Genomic DNA, 17,514 nt, shown 5'->3' on the forward strand with positions numbered 1-17,514 from the left:
AGAAACCTCCCTAATTTAAGACTTTACGTTCGAATGGATCTACTGAGAATCCTGCTTCTAAAACGTCTTTTGCGTATTGTTGCGCACCCCATAGTGAGTGGTCACGGAAGTTCCCGCATTCAACGCGTTCTGTCCCTTGTACATCTGACCATTTAGCTGCTAAGACATCATTCAATACTTTTGTCATGGCAGTTGCCACTTCCTCAACTGATGGTGTTCCCCAAACAATCATATAGAAACCAGTACGACAGCCCATTGGTGAGATATCGATAACACCCTCTAAATAATCGCGTGTGTAAGCTGCCAATAAGTGTTCCAAAGTATGGATAGCACTTGTTGGAATTGAATCTTGGTTTGGTTGCACAAAACGAATATCAAATTTACTTAATTTATCCCCTAACGTACCTGTTTCAGCACCCGCAACACGCACATACGGCGCTTTAACTGCATCGTGGTCTAAGGTAAAACTTTCTACTTTTGCCATAATAATCCCCTTATCTATTTCTATTGAATTTAAGTTAAAACTTCTTTATTATCTTATCATTAATTGTCAATCTTTCATAGGCAATGAGATTTTCCCTTAGCAGAAGAGGGCGTAACCCTAGCTTGTTGCTAGTCAGGTGAAGGCATGTGCTATAATCAACGAAAGATCTAAAGGAGGGCCTTCCATGAAAGCAGCCGAACGACGAGATTTACTCATTCAAACCTTGAACCAAGCCACAACGCCCCTGAAAGCCACTAGCCTTGCCAAAGAATTTGGTGTCAGTCGCCAAATCATCGTCGGGGATGTCGCTATTTTGCGGGCCAGTCATCATGACATTATCGCCACAAACCAAGGCTACCTATTAGCCGATAAAGCTACCAGCGTGGATGATAGTCGCTTCCGTGGCAAAATCGTCTGCCAACATTTAGCTGACCAAGCTATTGAAGAATTAACCATTATCGTCAACCACGGTGGCTTCGTTGAAAATGTTGAGGTAGACCATCCATACTACGGCTTATTAAAAGCTAGCTTACAAATCAAAAATCACGAAGATATAAAAGAATTCCAAACAGCGATGGATAAGTCCACTGGCACCATGCTCTCTTCATTAACGAATGGTATTCATCTACATACCATTACCACACCAGATGAAGCGACTTTTGAGGCTATAAAGGCTGATTTAAAATCTGTAGGTATATTACTAGATGAAACGATTTAATACCTTACAGTCTTTACACCTGTCTTGACACCTAAAAAGATTTTGCGTATGATAAACTCAACAAATTTGGGAGGAAATTATCATGCAAAGGAATCAAGTGTCTAAGCGCACACAAAATTTAACTATTACTGGTTTACTCACCGCTATTGGGATCTTTATCCCCTTAATTATGCCCTTTAAAGTTGTCATTGGCCCTGCCTCTTTCACCTTAGGTTCTCATGTCCCTGTTGATATGTCCATGTTTAGAAAGCCTTCAACAGCAGCTATTGTCGCGATTGGTACAACTATCGGTTTTCTAATGGCAGGTTTCCCAATCATCATCGTGGCCCGTGCCCTTACCCACTTAATTTTTGCAACTTTAGGGGCTTATTACCTACAAAAAGCGCCAAATACCCTAGTAAAAACTAGCTCAAGAACAGCCTTTAACTTCGTTATCAATACCATTCACGGTCTTGGTGAAGTGGCAATTGTTTATGCTTTGACTACAGCCGGTGTAGTCCCACCATCAGATGGTTTCATGTATACCCTGATTGTTTTAATCGGTATTGGTACCCTGATCCATGGAATGGTTGACTTTGAAATAGCCTACCAAATTACAAAGGCCATTGAAAAAAGAGCTCATCTTGGTTTTGCTCAGGTAGCTTTATAAAATTGACACGAAAAAAGAGAGCGGATGCTCTCTTTTTGTTACTTTTTCCAAATCTCAATAGCTGCTATTATAGTAATTCACCATGACGTTTCACATAAATATGTTTTACAATTTGTACCAAAACTAAATATAAAACGACTGTTACGGCTAATAATCCCCAGAATTGGATTGGTAATGCAGCTAAGCCAAGTGCGTGACCTAAACCTGTATAAGGTGCAAATGAACCAATTAAAATACCAATACCTGTAATTGAAAGTACCACATTTGATGGTCGACTTTGAATAAATGGAATTTTTGGTGTGCGTAAGGTATACAAAACAAGCGTTTGTGTCCATAAGGAAAGCACAAACCAACTAGATTGAAAGATTGCGATAAATAAATCTTGTTGACCTTCGTTTAAGTTTACAAATTGTCCGCCAGCAATACTTGGTGCTATAAGGAAAAATGTAACGATAAAGGTTGTGACATCAAAAATGGAACTTGTTGGACCAAACCATACCATAAATTTTTGAATGGAAGAAGCTGCCCATTTTTTAGGTAGATATAAATATTCCTTATCCATATCGTCCCATGGTAATGACATTGACGCAATTTCATAAATTAAGCCTAAGAATAGCAATTGGATAGGTAGCATTGGTAAGAATGGTAAGAAGATACTCGCAATCAGTACTGAGAATACATTCCCAAAGTTAGATGAAGTAGTCGCTTTGATATACTTCATGGTATTCCCAAATACTTTTCGTCCTGCTAGAATTCCTTTTTCAAGAATCATTAAGTCTTTTTCTAGCAAGATGATATCTGCTGACTCTTTAGCAATATCCACTGCATTATCCACAGAAATGCCCACATCAGCTGCTCTTAGTGCCGGTGAATCATTAATCCCATCACCTAGGAAGCCTACCACATGACCATTTTCTCTTAGAATCGTCACTAAAGTTGATTTTTGTGTTGGATTTAATTTTACAAATAAGCAGTGTTTTTCAGCAATTTCACCTAGCTCTTTATCTGTTTTATCCACTAATTGATCCCCTGAAATAATGTGATCTGTAGGAATACCTACTTGCTCAGCTACAGATACCGTCACTAATTCATTATCCCCTGTCATGATTTTCACATTAACCGCATGCTCATTTAAGGCTTTAATTGCTGCCTTAGTAGATGGTTTTGGTGGATTTAGGAACGCTAAATACCCAATAAGTACCATTTCACTTTCATCTTTTACTGAGAAAGCATCTACTGGGCTAGGGTTTGTTTTTTGGGCAACGCCTAGTACACGTAATCCTTGGCTATTTAATTTGGCAACTTGAGCTAATACTTTTTCTCGCACTTGGTTTGTCAACTCAAGTATGTCACCCGCATAGTCCACGTAAGATGATACAGCTAACATTTCTTCGATAGCACCCTTGGTAATCATTTGCGTTTTACCCGCTTGATCTTCAACTACTACACTTAATCTTCTACGTTCGAAGTCAAAGGGAATTTCATCTACTTTTGTATAAGCTAATTTTTCACACGCTAATTCTTCTTCACCTGCTTGAATAATCGCTTTATCCATAAGGTTACCTAATCCAGTTTGATAATAGCTATTTAGGTAAGCATGACGTAACACTCGATTGCTTTCTTTTCCATCAATATTTAGATGGTGTTGAAGCACAATATTATCTTGTGTTAAGGTACCCGTTTTATCTGTCACTAATACGTCAATCGCACCAAAGTTTTGAATACCTTGAAGGTTTCGTACAATCGTACCCTCTTTTTTCATATCTTTAGCGCCCTTGACTAGGTTTGTTGTCACAATCATTGGTAACATTTCAGGCGTTAAACCTACCGCTATGGAAATACCAAATAGTAAAGCTTGTAACCAATCACCTTTTGTTAAACCATTAATCAGAATAACAATCACTGCCATCAAACCCATAAAGCGAATTAATAATAGTGACGTCTTTTCAATACCTTCATCAAAACTTGTTTTGATAGGTTCATTGGCAAAGGCATCCGCAATACCACCGAATAATGTATTATTCCCGGTTCTTACTACCACACCTTCACCGACACCGCTCACTACTTCACTTCCAGTAAATACTAGGGTAGCGTAATCTGTTTCACTAGTTGCTTCCGCTATTTCATCCAATGCGCGTTTCTCAACTGGATGACTTTCACCCGTTAATGAAGTCTGAGATACGAATAAATCTTTACTGTTTAGTAAGCGTATATCTGCTGGAATCATATCTCCAGCTTTTAACCGAACTAAGTCACCGATTACGATATCTTCCGTTCTAATTTCTTGGTACTGACCTTCCCGATTAACTGCCGATGTCACCTCAACCATAGATTCTAACGCTTCTACAGATTGATTTGAACGGATAGTTTGAATCAATGACATGGTACCACTTAAGATAATTAACACCACTATAATAATTGGACCTAAAATTTCCCGTTCAGCAGCCTCTACAAATACATAGTCTGTTAAAAATGAAATCAAAGCTAAGCTTAATAAAACGAGTGTAAATGGCGTAAAATAAGCCTCAAAGATATAGCGCCATAAACTTTTCTCTGTACCATAATCGATTTCATTATCGCCATATTCAGCTCTAATCTGACTTGCTTCTTCTTCTTTAAAACCGTCTGCTTTTACTTGAAACATTTCTTTTATTTCTAAAATAGGTTTACTAGCTAGTTCAAAGTAACCTAATTTATCTCTGTTATTCATCATTGTATTCAACCCTTTCTTTCATACCATGCTACTTCCTCACATTAGTCTAGACTGTAATCAGCCACCTAACGTTCTGGAAAGGATACAAAGAAAGTCTTTAACCATTGAATGAATGATAAAAACAACTAAGAAATGATACACCTTTTTACCATAAAAATACCTCCTCATTTTATACTTGTTAAAATGAAGATTTGTCGCAATATAAAAAGCCCCCACTAAAATTAGCGAGAGCCTTCTCTAAATATCCACAACAAAAATAGGCATATACCTGTTTTTGTTATTTGATCTTTTCGTGGAGTTTTAGCACTATACAACGTAAACATTACTGTTAGCTACGTTAGAAATTCCTTCTATCGGATGATCCTGTTATACCCATTGGCGTCTCTGGACGTTTCTGGGCAGTAGCCTGTGTTTGTATAGGAGCCTCTGCCTAACAAATCATATTCTCTTTTCAACACCTATAAGCATACAAACTTTAACTACACTTGTCAAGCCATAGAGAAAACTTGGATTGCATCGAGCCACTCTTAGCTTATATTTACTACTTAATTTTACGATTTTTTACCTTGATTCACTTAATCAATGCATTCATGGACAAGAAAAAATAGCCAATATTTTCATATTAATCGCAGCTAGTCTAATCCACTATTGGACAGATTTATATATGCTTTGGTTAACATAGTCAGTATTAATAGTTTTATCCACAAATCGAATTACTCGAGAAATTGATATATAGAAGTACGGCCAAGGCTGAAACTACCTAGCATGCCTTAACAGTGAAAAAGGATAACTGACCCATATCAGAGAGTTGGCATTTATGCCTTACTCTCTGAATCGTCAGGCAAGGAATTAGACCTTGGCTAATTCCGGTCCCACTGCATCTAAGGCTATGATAGGTAAGTGCAAGCCGAAGGCTTTTAAACTCATTCAAACATAGTAAAAACAATAAAAACATGTCCGATCCACCAATTTGGTAGACCAGACATGTTTTATTTTTGTTCAAAATTAGCGTTTATCTAATTCTTCTGTTAATAATTGATTAACAACTTGTGGGTTCGCTTGACCCTTAGTAGCTTTCATAATTTGGCCAACTAAGAAACCAGTCGCTTTCTTCTTACCAGCTTTATAGTCGTCAATTGATTGTTGGTTGTTATCAAGAATTTCAGTAATTAATGGTAACAATTGTGCTGGATCAGATAATTGTACTAATCCCTCAGCTTCAACAACCTCTTTAGCGGAACCACCTTTATCTGCTAAGACTTTGAATACTTTCTTCGCTTGCTTGCTTGAGATAGTACCATCTTCAATCAAGGCAATCATTTCTGCTAATGATTCTGGCGTTAAACCAATTTGATCTAAGTCTTTCTCATTATCGTTCATGTAAGCATTCACTTCACCCATTAACCAGTTAGAAGCTTGTTTCGGATCAGCGCCAGCTTTCACTGTAGCATCAAAGAAGTCTGACATTTCTAAAGTTTGTGTCAAAATTTGAGCGTCATATTCTGGTAATTCGAAAGTCTCTACATAACGTTTACGACGATCAGCCGGCATTTCTGGTAAGCTGGCTTGAATTTCCTCTAACCAAGCATCAGATACTGTAAATGGCGGTAGGTCTGGTTCTGGGAAGTAACGGTAGTCGGCTGCCCCTTCTTTTACACGCATTAATTGTGTTTTACCAGTGTTTTCATCGTAACGACGAGTGGCTTGTTCAATCACACCACCTGCGTTTAAGACTTGCGCTTGACGTTTTTCTTCGTAAGCTAAACCTTTACGAACATAGTTGAATGAGTTCAAGTTTTTCAATTCGTTTTTAGTACCAAATTCTTTTTGGCCATAAGGACGTAAAGAAATGTTGGCATCACAACGCATTGACCCTTCTTCCATTTTCACATCAGAAACGCCTGTGAAACGGATGATTTCACGGATTTTTTCCAAGTAAGCATAAGCTTCTTCTGGTGAACGCATATCTGCTTCAGATACGATTTCTAATAGTGGCGTACCTTGACGGTTCAAATCAACTAATGAGTCACCAGCACCGTGAATATTTTTACCAGCATCTTCTTCTAAGTGAAGACGTTCGATCCGGATTTTTTTCGTTTCACCGTTAACTTCAATTTCAATCCAACCATTTTCGCCAATTGGTCGCCATAATTGAGTTGTTTGGTAGGCTTTTGGATTGTCTGGGTAGAAGTAGTTTTTACGGTCGAAGTGTTGTACTGGGTTGATTTCACAGTTTAAAGCTACAGCGGCTTTAATAGCGAATTCAATACCACGACGGTTCATTTTTGGCAGGACACCAGGATAACCGAAGTCAATAACGTTTGTGTTTGTGTTAGGTTCTGCTCCAAAGTGAGCGGCAGATGGAGAGAACATTTTTGATTCTGTCTTTAATTCGACATGGACTTCAAGTCCAATGACTGTTTCGTAATTCATGCGATTTCCTCCCTCTTACTCTGCTGGATGTTTAGTATAAGCGTCGTTTACTTGTTCAACAGCGTAAGCTGCACGGTAAATTTTTTCTTCTTCGAAACGGTTACCGATAATTTGTAAACCGATTGGTAGACCTTTATCGTCAAAACCAACAGGCATTGATAAACCAGGTAATCCAGCTAAGTTTACAGGAACTGTTAATAAGTCAGCCATGTACATTTCGATTGGGTCATCATTCTTCTCACCTAATTTAAAGGCAGTACCAGTAGTTACTGGTGATACGATTAAATCAACTTCTGAGAAGATGTTATCAAATGCTTCTTTAATTAACATACGTACTTTAGCAGCTTTCATGAAGTATTCGTCAAAGTTTTCTGATGCGATAGAGAATGTACCTGTCATCAAACGACGTTTTACTTCATCACCAAAACCTTCAGTTCTTGTATTGACATACAATTCTTCTAGATCATTGAAGTTTTCTGCACGGTAACCATAGCGGATACCATCGTAACGTTGTAAGTTTGAAGATGCTTCTGCAGAGGCAATGATATAGTAAACAGGAATACCATATTTTAAGTTTTCAAAGCTGATTTCTTTAACAGTTGCACCAGCATTTTCTAATTGCTTGATTGAAGCACGAACTTGCTCTTTCACTTGGTCATCAACTGAGTCACCGAAGAATTCTACCGGAACACCAACAGTTAACCCTTGAACGCCATCTTTCATAGAGGCTACATAGTTAGGAACTTCAACGTTTGCTGAAGTAGAATCATTATCATCATGTCCAGCAATTGCTTCTAACATAATGGCATTATCTTCAACAGTACGTGTCATAGGTCCAACTTGGTCTAATGATGAAGCGAAAGAAATCACACCCCAACGTGACACACGACCGTAAGTAGGTTTCATACCTACAATACCATTGTAAGCTGCTGGTTGACGGATTGAACCACCTGTATCGGTACCTAATGTTGCCATCACTTGACCAGCTGAAACTGCAGCCGCTGAACCACCTGAAGAACCACCTGGTACGCGGTCTGTATCAAACGGGTTGCGAACTGGACCAAAGTGAGAAGTTTCATTAGAACCACCCATGGCGAATTCGTCCATGTTTAATTTAGCGATATTAATCGCACCTGCTGCAGCTAATTTTTCAGTAACTGTTGCATCATAAATTGGCACAAAGTCCGCTAACATTTTAGATGCGGCGGTAGTAGTGACACCATTTGTTAAAATATTATCTTTTAATCCAATAGGAATCCCTTGTAATGGACGGTCTGAGGAGTAACCTTTTTCGTCAGATGCTTTGGCTTTTGCTAAAGCATTCTCTTCATCTAAAGTGATGACCGCGTTGATTGTGTCATTTTCTGCTTTAATACGGCGGATAGCTTCTTCCACTAGTTCAACAGATGTCACTTGGCCTGCTACTAATTTCTCATTTAATGAGCGAATTGTATCTGTAAATTTTTCCATTAAGCGTCGCCTCCATCTGTATCAATAATTGATGGCACTTCGATAAAACCATCGACTGTTGTTTTGGCGTTGATAAATAATTCATCACGCGTTTGCATTTTCACAACTTTATCTTCGCGCATCACGTTTTCAAAATCGACTGCCCAAAACATAGGTGCTACATCGGTAGTATCGATTTCTTGTAATTCTTCAATCATATTTAAAATATTCCCAAATTCTTCAGTAAAGTGAACGACATCTTCATCTTCAACCTTGAATTTAGCTAATTTAGCAATCCGTTTAACTTCTTCTTCAGAAATTGACATAACGGGTTCCTCCTTCATTCTTCAGCTTAGTTTTCGCCTTATTTTACCTGTTTTATTTTAGCACAAACGGCTCAAGTCAACAATGTTAATTAAGGTTACATGAGTGTTTTTTTGCAATTTTAATCTTAACCATTGGAAAATAACTTATAAATGCGAATAGACAAGCTTTTTTACTAAAACTTGCCTATCAAGAGACTATTTGTTTGATGGCTGTGAGCCAGCAGTAAGTCGACTACCCCTTTTTGAATTCAGAAAAAGAGGTAGGTATGTTATAAAATGTTACATACTTTAATCTACGAGTACGTAGTTGAAGGTGTCTGCGTCTTTGCTTCTAGTCAATAGGGCCCGAACGCCGTCAGCGGTTACCACTTGAATTTGAATCTCAATATTGTTGTTGAATACTGAGCTTGCGGTTGAAATGGCTTGCTGTGATAAGGCGATAATTTCGCTATAGCCATCGAATTGACTGTTAATGACGATGTTGATGTTTTGTTGCTCGTTATCCTGGTAGTAACCTACCCCTGATAGACCGGATAGTTGCGGATAGAAGCTTTGAATTTGGTCACGGAAGCGGGTGAAGGCTACTGTGTCCTCTTCGTTTGGTGCGTCATCGACGCCGTAAACGACGAAGTCTTGGTTGTAGGTTGACCAGTCCCCAAATGAGTTCCCACTTGATGAAACGGCATCTGTTGAGAAGGTTCCGCCACCTAAATCACCAGATTCTTCGTTTTCAAAGATGGCTACATGGATCGGTGTGTCCGCGTAAGCCTCGTTTTCACGAATGCCAGCGACGATGGTTTCAGCCATCTGCTTCCCATGTTCGATACGCTCTTCAGAGGTAATTTCCACTTCTTCGCTGTCTGAATCAGACTTGAAGATATCTGAATAGTTCATTCCTAAACCGATTGAAATCCCTGCGATATTCCCGTCCTGATCAACGAAATCGTATTCCATAATGGTGTTTAAATAGCGGGGTTCAAACCCGTCAATAGTGCTCGATTCATAACCGGACGGATTTAGACCATCTAGATTTTCGTCCGATTGGGCTGTTAAATAAGTCAAGGTCTGGTCCTCGCCGATGACTTGTCCTTCCTGGAGCGAGTAGTCTTCAGTAGCGAAAATATTCTTGGCTAGGTCATACAAGCCGCGCTCTAAATTCTCCGCATTGGCTTGTGAAGATGCCCCCGCTGTAATTCCTGAAGCAGAATTGGTTTGGTAAGTGCCGTCACTAATGTATGACGAGTAGTATTCTGTCGACAGCTGGCTTGTTTGTGTTTGTTGTTCTTCATTACTAGATGAAGTTTGGCTGGCTGAACCCACTGATTCAGTTGAATCGGCTTGGTCGTTTTGACAGGCTGTTAGGGCCAAGGTCGCCACCAATAATATGGATAATGTTTTGCATTTTTTGATTTTCAACACGACATTCCCTTTCTTAACTTGGTATTCTCCCCAATCACAAGTCCGCATTTTCTTCTTTCTATTGGTCTATTATATTATAACTTGTCGACCATGTCTTGTTCAGAAAATACAGTAACGCCTAAGTTTTCTGCTTTGGCCAATTTTGACCCTGCATCTTCCCCGGCAACTAGGATATCCGTCTTCTTAGAAACGGACCCTGTAACGTTACCGCCTAAGGCTTCGATAGCTTTCTTAGCTTCCGGTCTTGTGTACTGAGATAATTTACCAGTTAGGACAACTGTTTTGCCAGCCCAGAAGGAATCGATGGCTTCAACTTCTACTTTAACCGGTCCCTTGTACTGCATGTTGACGCCATTTTCTACTAGGGCATCAATGGTTTCGCGCGCGCCGTCTGTGGCAAAAAAAGCAACCATGGAATCCGCGATAGTTTCACCAATCCCTTCAATACTGGTTAAATCGGAGATTTCCTTGGTCATAATTTCTTGCATGCTTGGGTACACTTCAGCGATCTGACGAGCTGCTTTAGCACCAACATGACGAATGCCTAAACCAAATAATAAGCGCTCTAGGGAATTTTCTTTAGAATCTTCTATTGCTTGGATAATCTTATCCGACGCCTTATCACCAATTTTATCTAAGGCCATCAATTGGTCTTTCTTGACTTGGTATAAGTCTGCTGGACTATGGACATTGGCCTTGTCATACATTTGTTCTAGGACAGATGGGCCAACACCGGTAATATTCATAGCGTTTCGGGACACGAAATGGTACAACTTCTCTTTTGCTTGGGCTGGACAAGCTGGGTTCACACATCTCAAGGCCACTTCATCCTCTAAATGGACTAGGTCGCTATGGCAAACCGGACAAGTCGTTGGTTTTGGATACGGCGTTGAATCTTCAGGACGCTTGTCTAAAACAACCGTCACCACTTCTGGAATAATATCTCCAGCTTTATGGATAATCACTGTATCTTTTAGGCGGATATCTTTGGCTTCAATCAAGTCCATATTATGGAGGCTAGCCCTTTGAACGGTTGACCCGTCTAATAAAACTGGTTCCATAATGGCAGTTGGGGTCACTACACCCGTACGCCCAACCGTCCATTCAATATCACGGATCGTCGTTTCGACTTCTTCAGCTTGAAACTTATAAGCAATAGCCCATTTAGGTGCTTTTACTGTATAACCCAGCGTCTCTTGGTCAGCGAAGTCATCTACTTTGATGACAATGCCATCAATCCCGTAAGACAATTCGTGACGTTTAGCAGTCATTTCTTCGATGTAGGCTTGTATTTCTTCAAAAGTTTCACACACTCTAGTTAGCGGGTTTACGCGCAAGCCATAGTCTGGGAAATGTTGGAACAAGTCTTGTTGGCTTTTGATCGGTAATTGGTCAGAAAAGACCCCTGAGTATAAGAAAATATTCAAATTACGACTGGCTGTGACTTTTGAATCCAATTGACGGATGGATCCAGCCGCTGAATTCCTTGGGTTAGCGAAAGTCGGCAAGCCCGCTTCTTCACGTTTTTCATTTAAAGCCAAAAAGGCATCCTTAGGCATATAGATTTCGCCGCGCACCTCGATATCAATATCTTGGCGGAGTTTCATTGGGACGGATTTAATGGTACGAACATTGCTGGTAATATCTTCCCCAACAAACCCGTCACCCCGAGTGGCTGCCCGGACGTAACGGCCATTTTCATATTGAATGGCTACGGACAAGCCGTCGATTTTTAATTCACAGACAAAGCGCACTTGGCCATTGACATTCTTTTTGGCATCTTCAACGAACTTGGCCACTTCGTCAAAGTTGAAGGCATTACCTAGAGACATCATAGGTTGTGAATGGGTTACCTTGGTAAAGGCTTCACTTACAACGTCCCCCACCCGTTGCGTTGGTGATTCAGCTTGAATAAAGGTCGGGTACTTGGCTTCTAAATCCTGCAACTCACGGTAAAGTTTGTCATATTCGGCATCTGAAATCGTTGGATTATCTAAGGCGTAGTATTGGTAGGCATAGTCATTCAAGAGATGGGTTAAGGCTTCAATACGGGCAACATCAATACTTTGTTGGTCATCCTTTGTCATCGTTCAATCTCCTTTTATTCCGTGATGGATAATTTAAGCTTGTTTCTCAATTGGGGCGAAGGCAGATAATAGACGCTTGATTCCTTGATTAGGGAAAGCGATATCTAACTCTTGGTCGTTGCCAGTTCCTGAAACCTTGACAACTGTCCCAACACCCCATTTTTTGTGGACGGCTTTATCGCCGATAGCCCAAGTCACTGGACCATCCACTGTTTTAATATCTTTATTAGCGGTAACTGGGTCAAATACTGACCGTTTCGCTTCTTTCTTCCGTTCATAGTAAGACTTGGCATTGGCTCTTTCATAGGTGTTGGACGCCCGTTTACGTTTGCTAGCATAATCCGCCGCAAACGTTGAGCCTGAACCAAATGGCAAGTCTGATTGACTACCACCAGATGGTTGGAAAACAGACCGCTCATTTTCGCTGTCATCTAATAATTCGTCATCAATTTCTGCGATAAATCGCGACACTGGGTTGGATTGGTATTTCCCGTAAAGCAACCGTGACAATGAATTGGTTAAGTATAATTTCTCTTCCGCTCGAGTAATGCCTACATAAGCAAGTCGGCGTTCCTCTTCAAGTTCAGACTCTTCCTTAGCAGCACGGGCTAGTGGGAACATGCCCTCCTCCATCCCAATAATAAAAACAATTGGGAACTCAAGTCCCTTAGCAGCATGCAAGGTCATCAAGGTCAATTCCCCTTGTTGGTCAATTTCTTGGTTGTCTAAATCTGATACCAATGATAAGTCCGTGATAAAGCCCATCAAGGCATCATCTTCAGCAGGATTGTTGTCAATCACACCATCAAGTTCTGCTTGAATCCCTTCAAGGTCGAATAAATTGAAGCTACCATCTGGATTGAGTGGGTCATTTTCCGGATTAACGTCGCTTTTGTTGAGGCTAGCTTCTTGTAATTCTGTCGGCCGGTCCGCTTCTTCTTGGGCCGCAATTTGCGCTGCTTGTTCGCGGTCTTCTTGCTCAGCTTCCCAACGTTTGTCGAACTCTTGAGTTACCGAAATGAACTCGTGAATGTTGTCGATGCGGGCGTCAGCTTCAAGTGTTTTTTGATTTTCTAAGTCTTTTAAGTAGCCGGTTTGCGCTAAAATTTCCTCGACTAAGTCTTGGATGGCTAAGAATTCGCGTTGTGCTTGGAGATTGGCCATCATCTTGCCGAAAGCCTTTAAATTCGTAGCACCTTTACCAGTGATTGGTGAATGGTCGACTAGGGTTGCCGCCTGTAAAAGGGAAATCCCTTGCTGGTTGGCGAATGTGTTTAATTTATCTAGGGTTCCTGGTCCAATACCACGTTTAGGCACGTTGATAATCCGCGTAAATGATAGGTTATCAGACGGATTGGCCAGTAGACGTAGGTAAGCTAGAATGTCTTTAATTTCCTTGCGGTCGTAGAATTTCAAACCGCCAACGATCCGGTAAGGCATGTTGGCCTTGACCAAATTCTCCTCCATTACACGGGACTGGGCATTGGTTCTATACAGGATGGCAATGTCTCCGTAACGCTTGTTTAGTCCTTTGATAGCATCTTTAATTTTACCGATGACATAGTTGGACTCGTCACGCTCATTTTGCGCCCGATAATAAGAAATCAATTCACCTTGGTCATTATCTGTCCAAAGGGTCTTATCCTTACGATAGGTGTTTTTATTAATGACATTATTGGCCGCCTGCAAGATATTTTTAGTAGACCGGTAATTTTGTTCCAATAGGATAGTGGTTGATTTTGGGTAATCCTTTTCGAAGTTCAAGATATTTTCCATATTGGCACCACGCCAACCATAAATAGACTGGTCCGCGTCCCCTACCACACAAACGTTGTGGAAGTAGTCACCTAATTGTTTTACCAATTTATATTGGGCTTCATTGGTATCTTGGTACTCATCCACGTGGATATAGTGGAACTTTTGTTGGTAATACTTCAAGATATCTGGTTGTTGGTCGAATAATTTAACGGTATACATGATTAAATCATCGAAATCGAAAGATTGCGCTGCTTGTAGCCCTTTTTGGTAGCGTTCGTATACATCCGCCACCACGTCTTCGATGTAGCCTGAATAATTTTGGCGGTAGTCGTCAGGCAGCATTAAGTTATTTTTCGCATCAGAAATACGCCCTAACAACATTTTATAAGAAAACTTGTCCTTGTCTAAGTTCAATTCCTTAATAATACGTTTGATTAGGGTTTGTTGTTCAGATGGATCCGCAATGGTAAATGACCGCGTAAAGCCAATCGCTTCCGCTTCTCGTCTTAAAATTCGTACACACATAGCGTGGAATGTAGACACCCATATATCGTTAGCGTCAGGTCCTACAAGGGCAGACACCCGTTCTTTCATCTCTTTAGCGGCCTTGTTGGTAAAGGTAATCGCTAAAATATTCCAAGGATTTACATTTTTCTCACTTAAAATATATGCCATGCGGTGGGTCAAAACACGCGTCTTCCCACTGCCCGCACCAGCCATAATTAATAGCGGCCCTTCGGTATGCTCAACAGCTTCCTTTTGTCGATCATTAAGCCCCTTCGTAAATTGATTCAATGCCATCATTAGGCCACCTTCCCCGTATAGTTTCACTGTTAAGGATACCATTAATAGAACACCTGTTCAACGAAAACAAGGTGCGACATAAACCGGTAGAAATGAACCGTTGGAAGATTAGTGAAGTGACTGACGCAGTCAGTTGCAAACTAATCTGAAACGCAGTCATTTCTGGTTTGCGGAACCCGATTAAACAAGGTGTGAGCGAGACCGCTCAGCTCAACAACACTGAAAGATTAGTGTAGTGACTACGCAGTCAGTTACAAACTAATCTGAAACGCAGTCATCTCTGGTTTTTGGAACCCGATTAAACAAGGTGCGACATAAGCTGATGTCATAAGAAAAGACGAACCTTTTCAGATTCGTCTCTCACTTATTTATTGATTTGATAAAGAATTAATTGGTTTATCCAGATGCGGGCTTGTTTACGCGCCATCGCATAATCTTTATGTACTAAAGCTTTCAGCATCGTTGGATAGATTTCTTTTAAATCATTCGCTTCACGTTTGAAGGCTGAGTGGTCCTCCTTGGATTCTTTTATGTACAATTCATGTAGGGGTTGAATTGTATTCAAGGTAACCTGTCTAAAGTATGAATTCGGATAGAAGGATACCAAATAGGTAAACATTTTGAATTCAGTATCAAAGTAAGTTTCCAAGTCATATGCTGCAAGTGATTCAGAAATATTCTGTTTCAATTCTTCAACGCGTTCGGTGTCTACCTGGACATCTTTGTTTTGCATTTGCTGGAAGAGATTCATCGTTAACAATTCAATAAATTGTAGACGTTCCACAATTGCTCGTGCGTTTAGAGCATTTTTTGCTACTACCGCACCCTTGTATTGTTCAATACGAATATAATCTTCTTCAGCAAGTTGTGCCATGGCTTTTCGAACCGGCGTACGACTCATGCCTAGCGTTTCTGCAATTTCCACTTCTTTTAAGTGTGTATCTGGTAATAGCAAATTACTATCGATTTGTTCCTTTAGGTATTGATATGCAATGTCCTTATAGCTCTTAGTCTTTGCCACGGTTTTACCCCCTGTAAAAAGTACAATATACCGAAATATTGTTCATCTTTTATAATACACTTGAATAGCAACCATTGCAAATGAATTTTCTTTCCCTTAACCTATTGAACCTGGTTATCAAATCGAGTTAATTCGTATCTTTCTATCACATCTATCAAAGATTCCGCATAATTAGGATCGGTAGCATACCCAGCTTCTTGCAAGGCATAGGCAGCTTCTTTATACGACCTTGCATTCAAAACACCATTATAATGTGTTTCATTCCATGAAGTGCCGTTTGCAAGTAACCTTCCATGATCAGCTACTGATTCTTCCCAAGATGTATAAACCCGGAAAGGCTCATCAATCGTAATATATTGGCCATTCACAAATTCTTGTGTGGGTAAATCTACACTTGGATCATTTGGGCTATACGATTTACGGCCAAATAAATTAAAATACTCACTGGATAATTGACTTTTACCAAAATTAGATTCTAATACTGCTTGGGCAGTGACAATACTTGGTAATACATGAGATTTAGGATATTCAGTTATTGCATATTGACCAATTAAATCCACAAATTCTTGGTCCGTATATATCATTTCCACCTCTTCACTGGAGGCCTCACTTGGCGTGGGTGCTCCTTGATAGTCTCGGGAAAGGAAAAATAGCATTAATCCAAGAATCGCAAGTGTTCCTAACCACATTTCTTTACGACGTTGCGTACGTTTCTTCTTCGAAAGATATCGTATTTTTTTATATTTTCTTTTTTTGAAAATTAGCCTGAATGCTTGTTGATACCCTTTGAACCAACCTTTCCAACCCTTTAATCTGCGTCTTGTTTGTTTCTTTTTCTTTGCCAAAATATTGTCACCCCCTTGCATACATCTAATTTTAGGCCATAATTGGTCCATTTTTCCCTTGCATTATACATAAAAAGCGTTGAGTAAACTATTACGATTACTCAACGCTTATATTAAGATTATATAAATCTATACCATTGCCCCACCAAGATAAGCTTCTTGTACTTTCTCAGAAGTTAATAATTCTTGACCAGTTCCTGATAATAAGATTTTACCAGTTTCCATAACGTAAGCACGGTCAGAAATGCTTAACGCTTGCTTGGCATTTTGTTCAATCAATAGAACAGTGGTACCGGCCTCTTTGATTTCTTCAATGATGTTGAAGATTTGTTGGATGAACAAAGGCGCTAACCCCATTGAAGGCTCATCTAACAATAATAGTTTTGGCTTAGCCATCAAGGCTCTTGCCATAGCCACCATTTGTTGTTCCCCGCCTGATAAAGTCGCTGCGTCTTGATTTAAACGCTCTTTAATAATTGGGAAGTATTCAAATGATTTTTCCATGTCTTCTTTTAAGCCATCACGGTCTTTACGAGTGTAAGCACCCATCAGAAGGTTTTCCTTAACTGACATCCCTTTAAATACGTGACGCCCTTCAGGTACTTGAGAAATACCTGCTTTTACAATCTTCATTGCGTTTGATTTTAGGATATCTTGTCCTTCATAAAGAATTTGACCACTTTTAGCTGGTTTGATACCTGAAATTGTCCGTAAGGTTGTGGATTTACCCGCACCATTGGAACCGATTAGGGAAACAATCTCGCCTTGATTGACTTCAAAGCTAATCCCTTTAATCGCTTCAATCATG

At 40.0% G+C, this 17,514-nt stretch carries 13 protein-coding genes and 1 riboswitch; of the genes, 2 read left to right on the forward strand and 11 right to left on the reverse strand.

What is annotated here, in order from left to right; genetic code table 11:
* Positions 1–10 precede the first annotated feature (10 nt).
* Entirely contained in the window at positions 11–484 is a 474-nt protein-coding gene (locus ACRCJ0_RS00545; protein ID WP_311878807.1) for an S-ribosylhomocysteine lyase, read from the reverse strand.
* Positions 485–668: 184 nt separating this feature from the next.
* Between ACRCJ0_RS00545 and ACRCJ0_RS00550 the strand changes: the two genes are divergently transcribed.
* Entirely contained in the window at positions 669–1,202 is a 534-nt protein-coding gene (locus ACRCJ0_RS00550) for a transcription repressor NadR (protein ID WP_311878805.1), read from the forward strand.
* 82 nt (positions 1,203–1,284) lie between these two features.
* On the forward strand, positions 1,285–1,851 hold the full coding sequence (locus ACRCJ0_RS00555) for a hypothetical protein (protein ID WP_311878804.1): 567 nt from the start codon (positions 1,285–1,287) through the stop codon (positions 1,849–1,851).
* Between the two features lie 67 nt (positions 1,852–1,918).
* Here the strand turns inward: ACRCJ0_RS00555 and mgtA are convergent, their stop codons facing one another.
* The 10 genes from mgtA to ACRCJ0_RS00605 all read right to left on the reverse strand — a co-directional run bounded on the left by mgtA (position 1,919) and on the right by ACRCJ0_RS00605 (position 17,513).
* Positions 1,919–4,564, reverse strand: a complete 2,646-nt coding sequence (gene mgtA / locus ACRCJ0_RS00560; RefSeq protein ID WP_431389138.1) for a magnesium-translocating P-type ATPase — start codon at positions 4,562–4,564, stop codon at positions 1,919–1,921.
* A 278-nt stretch (positions 4,565–4,842) separates the two neighbouring features.
* A riboswitch (M-box (ykoK) riboswitch) is annotated at positions 4,843–5,009 on the reverse strand.
* Between the two features lie 560 nt (positions 5,010–5,569).
* Positions 5,570–6,997: an Asp-tRNA(Asn)/Glu-tRNA(Gln) amidotransferase subunit GatB gene (gene gatB / locus ACRCJ0_RS00565; RefSeq protein WP_431389139.1), complete on the reverse strand. Its 1,428-nt coding sequence runs from the start codon at positions 6,995–6,997 to the stop codon at positions 5,570–5,572.
* 15 nt (positions 6,998–7,012) lie between these two features.
* Positions 7,013–8,467, reverse strand: a complete 1,455-nt coding sequence (gene gatA / locus ACRCJ0_RS00570) for an Asp-tRNA(Asn)/Glu-tRNA(Gln) amidotransferase subunit GatA (protein ID WP_417894283.1) — start codon at positions 8,465–8,467, stop codon at positions 7,013–7,015.
* Complete coding sequence (gene gatC / locus ACRCJ0_RS00575) at positions 8,467–8,772, reverse strand: Asp-tRNA(Asn)/Glu-tRNA(Gln) amidotransferase subunit GatC (RefSeq protein ID WP_016897919.1); 306 nt, start codon at positions 8,770–8,772, stop codon at positions 8,467–8,469. Before gatC ends, gatA begins: the two co-directional genes overlap by 1 nt.
* A gap of 288 nt (positions 8,773–9,060) precedes the next feature.
* Positions 9,061–10,239 (reverse strand): CamS family sex pheromone protein, encoded by a 1,179-nt coding sequence (locus ACRCJ0_RS00580; protein ID WP_431389140.1) that lies wholly within the window; start codon positions 10,237–10,239, stop codon positions 9,061–9,063.
* A 26-nt stretch (positions 10,240–10,265) separates the two neighbouring features.
* A complete protein-coding gene (gene ligA / locus ACRCJ0_RS00585; RefSeq protein WP_417894281.1) occupies positions 10,266–12,278 on the reverse strand; it encodes an NAD-dependent DNA ligase LigA in 2,013 nt (670 codons plus the stop codon).
* Positions 12,279–12,311: 33 nt separating this feature from the next.
* Positions 12,312–14,840, reverse strand: a complete 2,529-nt coding sequence (locus tag ACRCJ0_RS00590) for a UvrD-helicase domain-containing protein (RefSeq protein WP_431389143.1) — start codon at positions 14,838–14,840, stop codon at positions 12,312–12,314.
* A gap of 364 nt (positions 14,841–15,204) precedes the next feature.
* Positions 15,205–15,861: a GntR family transcriptional regulator gene (locus ACRCJ0_RS00595; protein WP_417894280.1), complete on the reverse strand. Its 657-nt coding sequence runs from the start codon at positions 15,859–15,861 to the stop codon at positions 15,205–15,207.
* Between the two features lie 101 nt (positions 15,862–15,962).
* Positions 15,963–16,706 (reverse strand): glycoside hydrolase family 73 protein, encoded by a 744-nt coding sequence (locus ACRCJ0_RS00600; RefSeq protein WP_431389141.1) that lies wholly within the window; start codon positions 16,704–16,706, stop codon positions 15,963–15,965.
* A gap of 129 nt (positions 16,707–16,835) precedes the next feature.
* The gene (locus tag ACRCJ0_RS00605) at positions 16,836–17,513 is read right to left on the reverse strand and encodes an ABC transporter ATP-binding protein (protein WP_431389142.1); all 678 of its coding nucleotides are present in this window, start codon (positions 17,511–17,513) and stop codon (positions 16,836–16,838) included.
* Position 17,514: the final 1 nt, after the last annotated feature.

The organism is Aerococcus sp. L_32, from assembly GCF_050689315.1.